This window comes from Mesorhizobium sp. M2A.F.Ca.ET.046.03.2.1, from assembly GCF_003952425.1.
In the GTDB taxonomy this organism is placed as follows: domain Bacteria; phylum Pseudomonadota; class Alphaproteobacteria; order Rhizobiales; family Rhizobiaceae; genus Mesorhizobium.
This window is the reverse complement of record NZ_CP034449.1, coordinates 4,509,754-4,524,961: the sequence shown is the minus strand read 5'-3', so window position 1 is coordinate 4,524,961 and position 15,208 is coordinate 4,509,754. Positions and strand designations below refer to the sequence as shown.

18 protein-coding genes are annotated in these 15,208 nt (G+C 63.7%); 11 read left to right on the top strand and 7 right to left on the bottom strand.

Features of this window, described 5'->3' with window-relative positions; translation table 11 throughout:
* The first annotated feature begins 165 nt into the window (after positions 1-165).
* The 8 genes from EJ072_RS21610 to EJ072_RS21575 all read left to right on the top strand — a co-directional run bounded on the left by EJ072_RS21610 (position 166) and on the right by EJ072_RS21575 (position 6,493).
* Positions 166-1,071, top strand: a complete 906-nt coding sequence (locus tag EJ072_RS21610; RefSeq protein WP_126081203.1) for a methylated-DNA--[protein]-cysteine S-methyltransferase — start codon at positions 166-168, stop codon at positions 1,069-1,071.
* Between the two features lie 238 nt (positions 1,072-1,309).
* A complete protein-coding gene (locus EJ072_RS21605) occupies positions 1,310-1,780 on the top strand; it encodes a hypothetical protein (RefSeq protein WP_126081202.1) in 471 nt (156 codons plus the stop codon).
* A 38-nt stretch (positions 1,781-1,818) separates the two neighbouring features.
* Positions 1,819-2,211 (top strand): hypothetical protein, encoded by a 393-nt coding sequence (locus EJ072_RS21600; RefSeq protein ID WP_126081201.1) that lies wholly within the window; start codon positions 1,819-1,821, stop codon positions 2,209-2,211.
* Positions 2,178-2,774 (top strand): hypothetical protein, encoded by a 597-nt coding sequence (locus tag EJ072_RS21595; protein ID WP_126081200.1) that lies wholly within the window; start codon positions 2,178-2,180, stop codon positions 2,772-2,774. Before EJ072_RS21600 ends, EJ072_RS21595 begins: the two co-directional genes overlap by 34 nt.
* The gene (locus EJ072_RS21590) at positions 2,752-3,231 is read left to right on the top strand and encodes a hypothetical protein (RefSeq protein WP_189343067.1); all 480 of its coding nucleotides are present in this window, start codon (positions 2,752-2,754) and stop codon (positions 3,229-3,231) included. Before EJ072_RS21595 ends, EJ072_RS21590 begins: the two co-directional genes overlap by 23 nt.
* 194 nt (positions 3,232-3,425) lie before the next feature.
* Positions 3,426-4,331 (top strand): ribokinase, encoded by a 906-nt coding sequence (locus EJ072_RS21585; RefSeq protein WP_126081198.1) that lies wholly within the window; start codon positions 3,426-3,428, stop codon positions 4,329-4,331.
* A 2-nt stretch (positions 4,332-4,333) separates the two neighbouring features.
* Positions 4,334-5,785 carry an amidase gene (locus EJ072_RS21580; protein ID WP_126081197.1) on the top strand — a complete coding sequence of 484 codons (1,452 nt, stop codon included), beginning with the start codon at positions 4,334-4,336 and terminating at the stop codon, positions 5,783-5,785.
* Between the two features lie 93 nt (positions 5,786-5,878).
* On the top strand, positions 5,879-6,493 hold the full coding sequence (locus tag EJ072_RS21575; RefSeq protein ID WP_126081196.1) for a LysE family translocator: 615 nt from the start codon (positions 5,879-5,881) through the stop codon (positions 6,491-6,493).
* Between the two features lie 152 nt (positions 6,494-6,645).
* On the opposite strand, the gene EJ072_RS21570 is transcribed toward EJ072_RS21575, so the two are convergent.
* Positions 6,646-7,587, bottom strand: coding sequence for a nucleoside hydrolase (locus tag EJ072_RS21570; RefSeq protein ID WP_126081195.1), 942 nt, complete (start codon positions 7,585-7,587; stop codon positions 6,646-6,648).
* 141 nt (positions 7,588-7,728) lie between these two features.
* On the opposite strand from EJ072_RS21570, the gene EJ072_RS21565 reads away from it, so the two are divergent.
* Entirely contained in the window at positions 7,729-8,154 is a 426-nt protein-coding gene (locus EJ072_RS21565; RefSeq protein WP_042641067.1) for an Hsp20 family protein, read from the top strand.
* 63 nt (positions 8,155-8,217) lie between these two features.
* Positions 8,218-8,475, top strand: coding sequence for a DUF1150 family protein (locus tag EJ072_RS21560; RefSeq protein ID WP_126081194.1), 258 nt, complete (start codon positions 8,218-8,220; stop codon positions 8,473-8,475).
* A gap of 191 nt (positions 8,476-8,666) precedes the next feature.
* Here EJ072_RS21560 and ptsN read toward each other — a convergent pair whose 3' ends face one another.
* The 6 genes from ptsN to lptC form a co-directional block, all read right to left on the bottom strand.
* On the bottom strand, positions 8,667-9,131 hold the full coding sequence (ptsN, locus tag EJ072_RS21555; RefSeq protein ID WP_042641064.1) for a PTS IIA-like nitrogen regulatory protein PtsN: 465 nt from the start codon (positions 9,129-9,131) through the stop codon (positions 8,667-8,669).
* 61 nt (positions 9,132-9,192) lie between these two features.
* Positions 9,193-9,780: a ribosome-associated translation inhibitor RaiA gene (raiA, locus tag EJ072_RS21550; protein WP_126081193.1), complete on the bottom strand. Its 588-nt coding sequence runs from the start codon at positions 9,778-9,780 to the stop codon at positions 9,193-9,195.
* Positions 9,781-10,082: 302 nt separating this feature from the next.
* Positions 10,083-11,609, bottom strand: coding sequence for an RNA polymerase factor sigma-54 (gene rpoN / locus EJ072_RS21545; protein ID WP_126081192.1), 1,527 nt, complete (start codon positions 11,607-11,609; stop codon positions 10,083-10,085).
* Positions 11,610-11,798: 189 nt separating this feature from the next.
* Positions 11,799-12,617, bottom strand: a complete 819-nt coding sequence (gene lptB, locus EJ072_RS21540) for an LPS export ABC transporter ATP-binding protein (RefSeq protein WP_042641058.1) — start codon at positions 12,615-12,617, stop codon at positions 11,799-11,801.
* On the bottom strand, positions 12,617-13,213 hold the full coding sequence (locus EJ072_RS21535; protein WP_126081191.1) for an LptA/OstA family protein: 597 nt from the start codon (positions 13,211-13,213) through the stop codon (positions 12,617-12,619). Before EJ072_RS21535 ends, lptB begins: the two co-directional genes overlap by 1 nt.
* A complete protein-coding gene (lptC, locus tag EJ072_RS21530; RefSeq protein ID WP_126081190.1) occupies positions 13,200-13,913 on the bottom strand; it encodes an LPS export ABC transporter periplasmic protein LptC in 714 nt (237 codons plus the stop codon). The genes EJ072_RS21535 and lptC overlap by 14 nt, the downstream gene beginning before the upstream one ends.
* Positions 13,914-14,206: 293 nt before the next feature.
* On the opposite strand from lptC, the gene sppA reads away from it, so the two are divergent.
* Positions 14,207-15,163, top strand: a complete 957-nt coding sequence (sppA, locus tag EJ072_RS21525) for a signal peptide peptidase SppA (protein WP_126081189.1) — start codon at positions 14,207-14,209, stop codon at positions 15,161-15,163.
* Positions 15,164-15,208: the final 45 nt, after the last annotated feature.

Below are 15,208 nucleotides of genomic sequence, written 5' to 3'. Positions count from 1 at the left end.
CATGGCGGGGACATGCCTCCAGAGGCCGACGAACAAGCATGCGGACCAGCCCAGCGCCCCTTGTTCCGGTTTCTAGGATGGTCTGGGTGCCTGCGTCAGGAAGGCAAGTTTCGGGTGGTTGCAAAGCTCTGGAAGACCGATATTCGCGGCCAAGGAGACATTGCCATGAACGCGCAGATGACCATGAATACGCAGATGAAGCCGATCGCGATCCTTGAGAACGATATCACCCCGGAAGGCAGCGACTATGATGTCGTGCGCCGCGCCATCGAGAAGATCAGCCTCGACTATCGCGACCAGCCCTCGCTGGAGGTGCTGGCCGAGGAAGTCGGCGAGACGCCGACCGGCCTGCAGAAGCTGTTCACCCGCTGGGCCGGCCTGTCACCGAAAGCCTTTCTGCAGGCGGTGACGCTCGACCACGCGCGCAGGCTGCTCGATTCCGGCATGCCGCTGCTGGAGACCTCGTTCGAGCTCGGCATGTCCGGCCCCGGCCGGCTGCACGACCTCTTCGTCACCCATGAGGCGATGTCGCCCGGCGACTACAAGACGCGGGGCGCGGGCCTCACCATCCGCTACGGTTATCACATCTCGCCTTTCGGCATCGCGCTGATCATGGTCACTGACCGCGGCCTCGCCGGCCTCGCCTTCTGCGATGCCGGCGGCGAGCGGGCTGCCTTCGCCGACATGTCCGGCCGCTGGCCGAACGCGACTTATGTCGAGGACATGTCGGCCACCCAGGCTTACGCCGCGCGGGTCTTCGACCCGACCAACTGGCGCGCCGACCAGCCGCTGCGCGTGGTGATGATCGGCACCGATTTCCAGCTGCGCGTCTGGGAAGCCTTGCTGCGCATCCCGATGGGCAGGGCCTGCACCTATTCCTCGATCGCGGCGAGCATCGGCGCGCCAAGCGCCAGCCGGGCCGTCGGTGCGGCGGTAGGCGCAAACCCGATGTCCTTCGTGGTGCCTTGCCATCGGGCGCTGGGCAAGTCCGGCGCGCTCACCGGCTATCACTGGGGTCTGACGCGCAAACGCGCCATCCTCGGTTGGGAAGCGGGACAAGTGACGTCCTGAAACATTCGATTTTTTCGCATGCCATTGCGAAAAAACCGCGTATCGTAATATAAATCGGTACATCCTAAATAATTGATCGATTCATCTGCGAAATGCAACCGGAGACAACCTATGGTTACAGCCGGTTTTCTTGTAAGTTGCTTCCCCGCGTTATTTCACTTAACGCTAAATTAACCACGATAAAGGGAAGATGACCCGACGTTGAGCCGGCACCATCCGGCTCGAAGGAGGGATCTCAATGAAAATCGCTCGGGCCGCAATGGCAGCAGGCCTGCTGGCCGCCTGCGCCTGCCAGACGGCATCGGCCGCTACCGGAAACGTGCTTTTCAACGGCACGATCACCGCGACCTGCACCATCACGATCAACTCCAACGGCACGATGACCGTGAGCAGCAATCTTCAGTCGCTGAGCTCGCACAATGCCGGCGGCTCGGCAGGCAGCGCTCAGGTCGATACGACGGGCGGGGTCTCGCTCAGCGTGGACCCGGTGACAACGACCACCGTGCCGGCCTCGGACACGACGGCGACGACATGGACTCCGACCTTCGCCACTTCAGGCGCGCAGACGATTGCCGAAACCGGCACCGCGACCGCGCTGACGGTGCCGGGCACATCGACGGTCGCGGTCAATCTCGCCGGCACCAAGAGCGGCACGAACCGGTTCTCCGCCGGCAACTATCAAGCAACGGTGACGCTGCGCTGCGAATAGTCCTCACGCGAAAGGAGCGGTCCTTGAGAAGAATCGCATTGAGAAGAATTGCAATCCTGGCGGCGGGCCTGATCGCCGCGCTGCCTCCCGTAGCGGCGACCGGCCAGTCGATGACGCCGATGCGGGGCGAGGTGCGATCCTTCACCGATGCCTTTGCTGTCCGTGTCTTTCCGGGCAACCCGTACAACCAGCGCATCCGCGTCGAGGTCCATGTCTACGACCAGGATTTCCAGCCTGTCGCGGCCAGGATCACGCCGAGCGCGTTCCTTCTGGCCGGCCAAGCGTCGCGCCCGGTCCTGGTGGTCGTCCCGTTCGACGGCGCGAACGAGCGTAAAGTGCGTATCTGTACCGAGAGTATCCCCTTTCCAAGCGAGCAGACCCAGATAAGGGCACAGATATGCGGAAAGTTCTTCGGGCATCGCAGGTTCTGACCTTGTCCTTGCTGCCCGCCCTGGCTGTCGTCGGTCGGGGACTTGCCGAGGATATCCTGAACCTGAATCAGAACCAGACCGGTTTCAGCCTGCCCGGCGTCACCTTGCCCCAGGGCCAGGACGAGGTTCATGCCAGCGACGGCACGACCTGCCGCTCAGCCGTTTCCGGCAGCGGCGCCTATCTCGACCTCGGCGTCATCCGCGGCAACAACTCAAGCAACCAGACCAACAGCGACATCGCCACCTATGGCCGCGTGGTGATCCCGATCGGGCGGACGCCCAAACGCGTCGATTGCAGCCGCCTCTACGAGTTGGAAGTCGAGCGCCTGCAGTTGGAATTGAAGCTGCTCAAAATGGGCCTCGGCGCCGACGGCCAGACGACGGGAAGTGTGCCCGCCTCGCCGCCCCAGGACGCTGCGTCCCAAGCCAGCGCGGCGCAAGCCGGCGCGGCGCAAGCCAACGGGGTCCAAGCCAACGTGGCTCAAGTCAAATCAGCGGGATGGGCCAATGAAGGCTGGACCATCAGAGGCACGACCAGCAATGAGAAGAAGAAGCGGAAATAGAAGCGCGCTGTTAGCGCTGGCGGCGCTTGCCGGTCTCTGCCTTCCGGCGCAGGCGGCGATCATCGGCACCTGCACGATCATGATCGGCGCCTCGGGGACGATGAAATCGAACCCCGCCATCAACATCTTCGGCTCAAAGCAGGCAGGCGGGTCGAGCGCCGGCGCCACCATCACAGCGAACTCGACGCTGTGTTCCATCCTAAACCTGCTGGACTGCTATACCGTTTCCGCGCCGGCGCCGATCGCCTTTACCTCGGCACCGAGCGGCGGCGACACCAATGTCTCGTTCGCCTCCGTCTTCCGCCTCGACGGCTCGGGCGTGGACATACCGGGCAGCTCGCCGCAGCGGGTGACCAACGGCACCCACACCATCCAGGTCGATCTCACCGCCACGAAGTCGCCCGGCATCTTCCCGGCAGGCAACTATCAAGGCACGGTGACGGTGCGCTGCGAATGATGCCTGTGGGCCAAGAGCCCGCGCAACCGGCATGATCTGGCAACCGGCGGTCTTTGCGGCTAGCTTCGCCCCCAGCACGCAATTCCGCGATGAGCGCTTCGCCGCCCATTTCCCAGGAATTGCGAAAAGCAGAATCTTGGAGCAGGTCCGCCTTTCAAGCAAGGGCCGGGCCGCTTCAACGGGAGGCAGTTTTTGTGATTATCGTTGTCGGCTCGATCAACCTCGATCTCATTGCCAATGTCGACCGCCTGCCGGAACCCGGCGAGACGGTGCGCGGCTCGAGCTTTGCCACCGCCCCCGGCGGCAAGGGCGCCAACCAGGCGCTGGCCGCGGCGCGCGCGGGAGCCCAGGTGCGCATGGTTGGCGCGGTCGGCAAGGATAGCTTTGCCCCCGAAGCGCTCGCTTTGCTCAAGGCCGGCAATGTCGATCTCTCCGGTGTCGGCCAAAGCTTCGCCTCCACCGGCACGGCGCTGATCCTGGTCGGCGCCGACGGCGAGAACGTCATCGCCGTCGTGCCGGGCGCCAATGATTCGGTGGTGCCGGGCGATGTCACCAAGGCCTATCTCAAAAAGGGCGATGTCGTGCTCCTGCAGCACGAGATCCCGCTGCAGACGGTCGAGGCCGCGCTCGACGCGGCGCGCGCGGCGGGCGCCGTCAGCGTGCTCAACACCGCGCCTTTCCGGGCCGAAGCCGCCGGCTTCCTCGGCAAGGCCGACTATGCCGTCGCCAACGAGACCGAATTCGATCTCTACGGCGAAGCGCTGTCGCTTTCCGGGCGCGACCGCCCCGCCCGCATGCGCGACTACGCCCAAAAGACCGGCCGCGCCATCGTCGTCACGCTCGGCGGCGACGGCGTGCTGGCCGCAACGCCGGACGATTTCCTCACAATCCAGGCGCTAAAGATCACGCCGGTCGACACCGTCGGCGCCGGCGACACTTTTTGCGGCTATTTCGGCGCCGGCCTGTCGTCCGGCTTGTCGCTTGGGGATGCGATCACCCGCGCCGCCGCGGCCGGCTCGCTTGCCTGCCTGAAGCCAGGCGCGCAGCCGGCGATCCCACTGGCCAAGGATGTCGACGCTGCCCTGGCGGGAACGCGTTAAGCATGCGGCCCGTCACCAAGCATGCCCTGCCGGCGGCCGGCGATATCTGTCGCCTCTCCGCCGTCGAGCTCGCCGACAGGATCAGGCAAGGGCAATTGTCGGTGCGTGAAGTCGTCAGCGCTTCCCTTGACCGCATCGAGGCCGTCAACCCGCTGGTCAACGCTATCGTCTCGCTGCGCGAGCGCGCCGACATCCTGGCCGAAGCCGACAACGCCGATGCTCATCTGGCCCGCGGCGGCGAGGCCGGATCGCTGTTCGGCCTGCCGATCGCCATCAAGGACCTCGCCCTGACCAAGGGGCTGAGGACCACCTTCGGCTCGCCGATCTTCGCCGATTTCATCCCTGAAACGGACGACTTCTTCGTCGAGCGCATCCGCAAGGCCGGCGCCATCATCATCGGCAAGACCAATGTTCCGGAATTCGGCCTTGGCTCCAACACGTACAATCCGGTCTTCGGGCCGACGCTCAACGCCTTCGACCCGGCGCTGACCGCCGGCGGCTCGAGCGGCGGCGCGGCGGTGGCACTGGCGCTCAACATGCTGCCGGTCGCCGACGGCAGCGACTTCGGCGGCTCGCTGCTGCATCCGGCGGCCTACAACAATGTCTACGGCTTCCGTCCCTCGCAGGGGCTCGTGCCCGCCGGCCCCGACATCGACGTCTTCCATTCGCAGATGGGCGTCGAGGGACCGATGGGCCGCAGCGTGCGCGACATCGCACTGCTGCTCGACGAACAGGCGGGCTACCATCCGCAGGCACCCTTGTCCTATGCCAAGGAGGGCTCGTTCCTCGGCGGCTTGGGGACGAAAGCCTCCGGCGGCCGCGTCGCCTGGCTGGGCGATCTCGGCGGCCATCTGCCGACGGAACCGGGCGTGCTCGACCTCTGCGAGACCGCGCTTGCCCGCTTTGCGGACGCGTCGTTCCCCAGCGAAGCGCTGGTGCCGGATGTCGATTTCGAGGCGTTGTGGCAGGCTTTCGTCACCTTGCGCCAGGCAAGCAGCGGCTGCGGGTTGAAAGCGCATTACGATGACCCGGAAAAGCGCAGGCTTCTGAAGCCTGAGGCCGTCTGGGAAGTGGAACAGGCGATGCGCCTTACCGCGCCGCAGATCCATGCCGCCAGCGTCTGGCGCACCGAGTGGCATCGCACGCTGCTGTCGCTGTTCGAGCGCTTCGACCTCATCGCTCTGCCGACCGCGCAGGTCTTCCCGTTCGGCGTAACCACCCACTGGCCGCGCGAGGTCGCGGGGCGGAGCATGGACAGCTATCACCGGTGGATGCAGGTCTCCGCCTTTGCCACGCTGGGCGGCTGCCCGGCGCTCAACGTGCCGGCCGGCTTCGACGCAAAAGGCCGGCCGATGGGCATGCAATTGATCGGCCGCCCGCGCGGCGACCTCGCCGTGCTCAAGGCCGGCGCCGCCTACGAGGCGACGCTGCCCTGGCCGGTGGGGGCCGCGTGACGGGCCGCCCTGCCCGGCCAGCTTGCGCCAGCACCAATCCCGTGCATTGATCGCGCTCCGCCCAAGTCGGCGCCGTCCTGTTCGAGGGAAATCATGTCGCTGGAACTCTACGCCACCTATGTCGTCGCCTGCATCGTCATCATCCTGGTACCGGGCCCGACCGTCACGCTGATCATCGCCAACAGCATCCGCCACGGCTCGCGCGCCGGCTTGGCCAACGTCGCCGGCACGCAGGCCGGGCTCGCCATCATGATCGCAATCGTCGGCATCGGCCTCAACACACTGATCGCCGGCATGGGCCACTGGTTCGAATGGGTGCGGCTGATCGGCGCCGCCTACCTGATCTGGATGGGCATCCAGATGTTTCGCGCAAAAGGCGCGCTGAACCCGGACGGGTCGGCGAAGAAGCCGCGCGGCGGCTTCTTCCTGCAGGGTTTTCTGGTGGCGATCAGCAATCCGAAGACCTTGGTGTTCTTCGGCGCCTTCTTCCCGCAGTTCATCGCGCCGCAGGGCAATTACACGCTGCAGATCGTGGTCATGGGCCTGACGGCGATGATCTTCGCCGCCATGTCGGACTCGACCTACGCCCTTGCCGCCGGCCGCGCCGGCCGGCTGCTGTCGGCCAGCCGCGTCAGGCTGATGTCACGCATCAGCGGCAGTTTTCTCGTCGGCGGCGGGCTCTGGCTGGCGTTTACGAAAGCGAAGTGAGCAGTCTTCCTCGCCCCGTTCACGGGGAGAGGGTGGTCGCGAAGCGACCGGGTGATGGGCAGCGCCGGGGTTGCAGGCAAAACACCAACATTCGCGCCGCCCCTCATCCGCCTGCCGGCACCTTCTCCCCGTAGACGGGGAGAAGGAAGCTTTCAGAGCCGCCCCAGCCGCTCCACCAACAGCGCGAAGAAGCCGTCATGGTCGATGTCGCGCATCACGGTGGCGTTCTTTTCCCGCTTGGTGACGCCCCACCAGTCGATCACCGTCATGCCCATGGTGAGCTCCGACGCGGTCTCCACGCTGACATTGCAGCGGCGACCCTTGAACAGTTCCGGCTTCAGGAGATAGGCGATCACGCACGGATCGTGCAGTGGCCCGCCATCGGTGCCGTATTTCTCCTCGTCATAGCGTTCGAAAAACTCCAGCATCTCGGCGGTCGCGGTGCCGACCTTGGTGCCGAGCTGGCGGAAAGCCTGTATGCGCTTTGACGAGGTCAGCGCCTTGTGGGTGACGTCGAGCGGCATCATCACGATCGGGATGCCCGATTTGAACACCAGATCGGCGGCCTGCGGGTCGACATAGATGTTGAATTCGGCGGCCGGGGTGACATTGCCGCCCTCGAAGAAGCCGCCGCCCATCAGGACGATTTCCTTGATGCGGGGCGCGATCCTGGGCTCGCGGATCAGCGCCAGCGCTATGTTGGTGAGCGGTCCGAGCGGGCACAGCGTGATCGTGCCGCTTTCTTCGCGCATTAGCGTCTCGACGATGAAATCGACCGCGTATTGTTCCTGCAACGGCATGGTCGGCTCGGGCAGCTGCGGGCCGTTCAAGCCGGTCTTGCCATGCACTTCCTCGGCGGTGACCAACTCGCGCGTCAGCGGCCGGATGGCGCCAGCATAGACCTTCATGTCTGGCCTGCCGGCCAGCTCGCAGATCTTGCGGGCGTTGTTCTGGGTCAGCTTCAGCGGCACGTTGCCGGCAACCGCGGTGATGCCGACGATCTCCAGCTCGGAACTGCCGAGCGCCAGCAATATGGCGACGGCATCGTCCTGGCCGGGATCCGTGTCAATGATGATCTTTCTGGACTGGGGCATTTCAATTCCTTTTTGGGGAGTCTTTTTGGGCGGGGTTTAATGGCTTGAACTTGATCGCGCGGCGGACCATATCAAGACCATCGGGAAAAATGCCATCCGGGTTTTTCCAGTTTGTGTCGCTCTTCAGAGGACAGTGTAACAATGAGTCGAATGACGCCCTTCTCCAGCCCGCTTCTTTTGGGTTTCGATGCCATGGAAAAGACGCTGGAGCGTCTGGCGAAGACCGGCGACAGCTATCCGCCGTACAACATCGAGCGCCTCAGCGCCGCTGACGGCAAGGCCGAAAGGCTGCGCATCACACTGGCCGTTGCCGGTTTCGCCGAAAGCGACCTCGATGTCACCACGGAGGAAAACCAGCTGATCGTGCGCGGTCGCCAGACCGACGACACCGAGCGCGAATTCCTGCACCGCGGCATCGCCGCGCGCCAGTTCCAGCGCTGTTTCGTGCTGGCCGACGGCATGCGGGTGATAGCGGCCGAGTTGAAGAACGGCCTGCTGTCGATCGATCTCGATCGGCCGGAGGCCGAGCGGCTGGTACGGAAAATAAACATATCGGTGAAAGACTGACCTTCGCCGATGGCTCTATGCGAGGCGGCCAATCCTGGCGTCCTCGCGCCAAGGAGGCTTGAAATGACCAGAACTGACGAAATGATCACCATGACCAGCGGCGAACTCGCCCATCTCGGCGAAGGCTCTGTCGCTTATCTGCGGAAAGTGTCGAGCGACGACCTGCGCGGCCGCTTCCCGGGCCTCGGCGAAATCGCGCCCGGCCTGGAGCTGTGGGCTTTGTTTGCCGCCAACGGCCAGCCGATCCTGCTTTCCGATGCCCGTGACCGGGCGCTGGCGGGTGCGTTGGAGAACGATCTGACCACTGTCGCCATCCACTAGAGCAATTCCAGGAAAAGTGTGAGCGGTTTTCCGTCCGGAATCGCGTAAAAACAAAGGGATAGAGCGGTTCGCCGTTTCCGTGAAACGGTGAAACGCTCTAAGGCGATTGCTGGCAGTTCGAAAATGGAAAGGGCCGCTCCCGGCGGCCCCTCTAGGGTTTCTTCTCAAAACTAGAGTTCTATCCCAAAACTTCAGGCTGCGTGCGAGGCCTGCGTGTCGGACAGCAGGGCGTGGATCGCCACCGCGTCGCGCGTACCCCTGATCTTGGCCACTGTGTCGGCATCGCGCAGCACGCGCGCGATGCGCGACAGCGCCTTGAGATGGTCGGCGCCTGCGCCTTCGGGCGCCAGCAGCAGAAAGACGAGGTCGACCGGCTGGTCGTCCAATGCCTCGAAATCGACGGGCGTTTCCAGCCGCGCGAAGACACCGGCGATCCGCTTCACGCCGGCGAGCTTGCCGTGCGGAATGGCGATGCCGTTGCCGACGCCGGTCGATCCCAGCCGTTCGCGCTGCAGGATGGTGTCGAACACCTCCCGCTCCGGAATTCCCGAAATCGCCGCCGCCCTCTCCGACAGCAATTGCAGAAGCTGCTTTTTGGAATTCGCCTTCAACGCCGGCATGATCGCCGGGACGCTGATGAGATCGCTGAGATCCATGCTTGAAAAATCCCTTGCTCGCCTGCCGTGCCAGTCGTCGCCCCCTCGCGCGGCCGGCTTTTTATGCTTGTGCGACTTTGGTCGTCGACGGATCGATCCAGCCGATATTGCCATCCGGCCGGCGGTAGACGATGTTGAGATGGTCGGTCCCGGCGTTGCGGAACAGGAATACCGGGCTGTCGCTGTTGTCGAGCTCGATGACGGCAGACGCCACCGACATGGTCCGCAGCGTCATGCTTGATTCGGCGACGATGGCCGGAGCGAAGTCCTCCGGAATGTCTTCCTCATCATCTGTGAGGGGAGCCATCACCGTATAGGCGATGTCGGTCGGCTCTTCGCCATTGCCGTTGCCGGTGTTGCGCGATTTCAGCCGGCGCTTGTAGCGGCGCAGCCGTGTTTCCAGGCGATCGGCGGCCGCCTCGAAGGCAAGCGTCGGGTCCTGGGCGTCGCCGGTCGCCTGCAAGGAAGCGCCGGAATCGAGCCGGATCATGCAGTCGGCGGAGAAACGCGACCCCGATTTGATGACCGTGACATGTCCTGAAAAACCCCGATCGAAATATTTCTCGATCGCCTCGCCGACCCGGTCGTTGATGCGCGTGCGGAACGCATCGCCGATGTCCATGTGTTTTCCCGAAATGCGTAGATTCATCTGAAAACTGACCTTCCTTGCCCAGGCTTCAAACTGGTCCCGAGTTTATACCCGTGGTGCGCGCGCACAAGCTTCGCAGCGGCATGCGCGCCGATTTTAGACCCGAACTTTCCGGTTGATCACAAGTCGCCTTCTTGGCCGTCCATGGCCTTGTCTGACGGACCCATTTGCAAGCGGGCATTACGCCCTGCTCATGCGGGCGGGCTTCTAGACACTTCATTGCGGCTTGTCAATCAAGCTTGGGGATTGCGGGAAATCATCGGGATTCGGGTCGGGCCGGCATCGCCCGAATACAGGCGGGCCTAGCGGCCGGCGTTCGCGAGCGCCCGCTTCTCCCGCCGCCTTTGCACAGACGATGGGATATTCATGCCTTCGCGGTATTTCGCGACGGTGCGGCGCGCGATATCGACACCAATTTCCTTGAGCATGTCGACGATGGCGTCGTCGGAAAGCACGTCGGCGGGCTTTTCCTCGTCGATCATCTGCTTGATGCGGTCGCGCACGGCCTCGGAAGAGTGCGCTTCGCCGCCTTCGGCCGAGGCGATCGACGCCGTGAAGAAATAGCGCAGCTCGAAAACCCCGCGCGGCGTCAGCATGTATTTGTTGGCGGTGACGCGGCTGACGGTCGATTCATGCATGCCGATGGCATCGGCCACCGTGCGCAGGTTGAGCGGCTTGAGGTGGCGCACGCCATGGACGAGAAAGGCGTCCTGCTGCCGCACGATTTCCGACGCCACCTTGAGAATAGTCTTGGCCCGCTGGTCGAGGCTGCGCGTCAGCCAGTTGGCGTTCTGCAGGCATTCGGCGAGAAAATCCTTTTCCGCCTGGTCCTTGGCGTGGCTCGAGACACGGGCGAAGTAGACATTGTCCACCAGCACGCGCGGCAGCGTGTCGGCATTGAGCTCAACTGCCCAGCTGCCGTCATTGGCCGCGCGGACCTCGACATCGGCGACGATTGCGTCGCTTGCGCCGCCCGAAAACGCCAGGCCGGGGCGCGGATCGAGAGCGCGGATCTCGGCAAGCATGTCGAGGAGGTCCTCCTCGTCGACGCCGCAGATGCGTTTCAGCGTCTGGAAATCGCGCCGCGCCAGAAGCTCGAGGTTGGCGACCAGCGCTTTCATTGCCGGATCGAGCCTGTCGCGCGCCTGAAGCTGCAGCGACAGGCACTCGGCAAGGTCGCGCGCGAAGAGCCCTGCCGGCTCGAAGCTCTGGCAGGCGCCAAGCACACGCGCCACCGCCGCTTCATCCGTGCCGAGCCGGACCGCGATCTCCATCAGGTCGGTGCGCAGATAACCGGCCTCGTCGAGCCCATCGGCAAGCTCGCCCGCGATGAGACGTTCGCCGGGGCTTAGCGAAGCAAGTGCGATCTGCTCGCCGACATGTTCGCGCAATGTGACTGCGGCCGCGGCCATGTCGCCGACGTCGAATCCCTCGGATGAGGCTGTGCCGGCGCTGCCCGCTGCAGACTTCCACTGAGCCGTGAGATCCGGCCCCAGCCGCTCGCTGGTGCCGGGATCGTCGGGAAACAGGTTTTCCAGGGAAGAGTCGAGCTTTTGCGAGATCGCTTCCGCGCTCCACTCCGTCTCGCCCTCGAACCAGTCGCCGGCGCTATCCAGCTCCGGCGCGGCCTCGCTTTTCTGGGCCTGGTCGCTGGCGGCGTCGTCCTGCGGTTCGGCGCGCTCCAGGAGAGGGTTGCGCTCGATCTCCTCGTCGATGAAGCGTTCGAGCTCGACATGGGTAAGCTGCAGCAGCCGGATCGACTGCATCAGCTGCGGCGTCATCACCAGCGACTGGGATTGTCTGAGCTGCAGTTTGGCTGCCAGCGCCATGGTGGGATTCAAACGCCTCGTCTACGCGTCGCACTCTTGCATTCCAGTCGGGCATAGAAACTGGCCCGGCTTTTGCTTGTCAAGGAAAACGCTAGCAGGATCGGCTTACCGGAGCGTTATTGGGCCGAAAAATCGCAACAAACCAGTCGAATTTCGCTCAAATTCACTCTGAAGAAAGGTATTTTACGCTCAGAGCGTAAAACCCTCGCCGAGATAGAGACGCCGCACATCGGCGTTGGCGACTATTTCGTCGGCCCGGCCATGCGTCAGCACCTGGCCGGCATGGATGATATAGGCGCGATCGATCAGGCCGAGCGTCTCGCGCACATTGTGGTCGGTGATCAAGACGCCGATACCGCGCGCCGTGAGATGACGGACGAGCTGCTGAATGTCGGCGACGGCAATCGGGTCGATGCCAGCAAAGGGCTCGTCGAGCAGCATATAGGCAGGCCGCGTCGCCAGCGCCCGCGCAATTTCAAGGCGACGCCGTTCGCCGCCCGACAGCGACATCGAGGGCGCCTTGCGCAGATGGCTGATGTGGAATTCCTCGAGCAGCTCGTCGAGGTTGCGTTCGCGCACCTTGCGATCCTTTTCGACCACTTCCAGCACGGCGCGGATATTCTGTTCGACGTTCAGGCCGCGGAAGATCGACGCTTCCTGTGGCAGGTAGCCGATACCAAGGCGGGCGCGCCGGTACATCGGCATCGACGTGACATCGAAGCCGTCGATCTCGATCGAGCCCTCATCGACGGGAACAAGGCCGGTGACCATGTAGAAACACGTGGTCTTGCCGGCGCCGTTGGGGCCAAGCAGGCCGACGGCCTCGCCGGCGCGCACGCCGAGCGTCACCCCACTCACCACCTTACGGCCCTTGTAGCTTTTGGTCAGGCCTTTGGCGATCAGGGTGCCCTTGAACTTCGCCTTGTCGGTGCCGACCGTCGCCGGGGCAGCCGGCTTTGCGGCCGCCCGTCCCGGAAGACGGGCAAGCAGCGAGGATACGCCGGCCATTAGTTGCCCGACGCTCCCTGCTGCTGCGCGCCCTGCTTCTGGGGCGTGAACGACATCATCACGCGGCCGCCGCAGCCGTCGACATTGGCGAGGCCGCTCTTCATCTGCACGGTGAGCTTGCAGCCCTTGAGCACATTGTCGCCTTGCGAAAGCACCACTTCCTTGCCCTTGAGCACCAGCACCTGCGTCTTCATGTCGAACGTGCCGCTGTCGCCGGTGGCGACCTGGTCGTTCGATTTGACGTAGACCTTGTTCTCGACCTCCAGGTGATCGATATTGGCGGCGCCCGTCATTGCCGACGCGCCGGCAGCCGCGCTTTTGTCAGCCTTGGGGTCCTTGACATAGTAGACCGTCATCTTGCCGGCCTTTAGCAGGGTCGGCCCCTGATTGACGGTCACATTGCCGCTGAATATGGCCATGCTCTCGGCTTGGCGGACCTCAAGCTTGTCGCTTTCGATCTGGATCGGCTGGTCGCCGGATAGCTTGAGCCCGGACATCTGGCTGGTCGCGCTCGACTGCGCGAAGGAATGCGCCGTCCCCAGAAACAGCAATGCGGAGGCTGCGCCCAGAGCCCACGCGGATTTACTGCGACGCATTCTGTTCTCCACTGTTTACCCCTGCCGCCTTCAGCGCAGTCGGATCGATGTTGACGCGAACCCGGTTCTCGAAGACCACGAGCCTGCCATTATCCTCGACCGACATCGAGTCCGCCGTGATGCGCGACCCGCCGCGGCTGACGTCGACCGGATTGCTCGTCTTCATAGAGCCTTTACCCATGTCTAGGAAGATCGATTTGAATTTCGCCGCAAGGCCGTCCGTAGTCGTCACGCTGACGTCGCTGGTGAGGTCCATCGTATTGGCGTCGCGATTGTAGATACCGTGCTCGGCATCGACCGACACGATATTGTCGGTGGCGACGGGCAGTTTGGCGTTGATGCCTTCGAGGTCGATCACGGCCTGCTGGCCGACATCCTGCGTCGCCCTGGTCGCGGTCAGCGAATAGGGCAGCTTCTGCTTGGTGAAGCCGTTGAGCTTCGGATTGGCCATCACCAGCTTGCCGTTCGAAAACGCCGTGCCGTCGGCCTGCACGGAAATGGAGACTGGCGCTTTGAGGTAGGAATAGACTGGAAAGGCGATCGCAATCGCGGCCGCGAGCAGCGGCACCGCGAATTTCAGCACGCGCACGCGGCGCGAGTGCCGTTGCGCGCGGTTGAACGCCTCGCCGCGCGTGCCCTCTTGGATCGCGGGAGCCGGTGCCGCAGCGGCATCGCTCGTTTCGTCAGATCGCGCCAACATGACTTTTCTAATGGACCTTTGTCCGCCCAAACATCGCCTATAGGTGGTATGCCGGCACCTACACGCAAGCACAAGGGGACGAAAACTGCAAAAATGTGACGGCTGCCGCCCACAAAATCGGGAGGAATTCGGGGAGACGACCCGCACTTCATAGCAGATACAGAAGGGGACTGGGTTAATTTTTCGTGAGGTCGCCATCAACGCCGAGCTCGAAGCCGGCGTTCAGGAAACGGTAGCCGTGTGCCGAGGCTTGCTTTAAAAGCTTGCTTTCCCGCCGACCCATGAGGCTGACGATGGCAATGAGAGCCGACGACCTGATCGACCGCCGCCGCTTGCGCCGCAAGCTGACTTTCTGGCGCGTGGCTGCGTTTGTGGTTCTGGCGGCAGCGGTGATCGCCTTCTCGGCATGGGTCTATGACGACAATTTCACCGGCCAGGCGATCCCCCATATCGCCAAGGTGAAGATCGAAGGCACCATCACCGAGGACGAGGAACTGCTCAAAAGGCTGGAAGCGATCCGCAAGTCTGCGGAGGTGAAGGGCGTCATCCTGTCGATCGATTCGCCCGGAGGCACCACGGTCGGCGGCGAGTCGACATTCGAAGCCGTGCGCAAGCTTGCCGGCGACAAGCCCGTAGTGGCCGAGGTCGGCACGCTGGCGGCATCGGCCGGCTATATGATCGCAAGTGCTGCCGACCATATCGTTGCCCGCAAGACCTCGATCGTCGGCTCGATCGGCGTGCTGATCCAATATCCTGACGTCAGCGGTCTCATGGACAAGCTCGGCATCAAGCTGGAGGAAGTGAAATCCTCGCCGCTCAAGGCTTCGCCCTCGCCCTTCAAGCCGACCAATGACGATGAGCGCGCCATGGTGCGCAAGCTGATCCTCGACAGTTACGACTGGTTCGTCGGCATCGTCGCGGACCGCCGCAAGATGACGCATGAGCAGGCGCTGGCGCTGGCCGACGGTTCGATCTTCACCGGCCGCCAGGCCTTGGCCAATCATCTGGTCGACGCCGTCGGCGGCGAGCAGGAGGCGATCGACTGGCTGGCGACGAAGGGCGTGGATGCCAAGCTCAAGGTCGTCGAGTGGAAGGACAAGGACAGGCGTGGCGGCTTCCTGTTCTCGCAGTCGATGGCAAAACTAGCCGCCAAGGCGCTTGGCCTGCCGGATGCCGGCGGCGATATCATTCACGAGCTCGGCGCCGACCGCTTGTTTCTTGACGGTCTCGTTTCGGTCTGGCACCCTTGACATGCCGTTGGCGCGAGCCAAAAAAGCAATAAAAATCATCCTGAT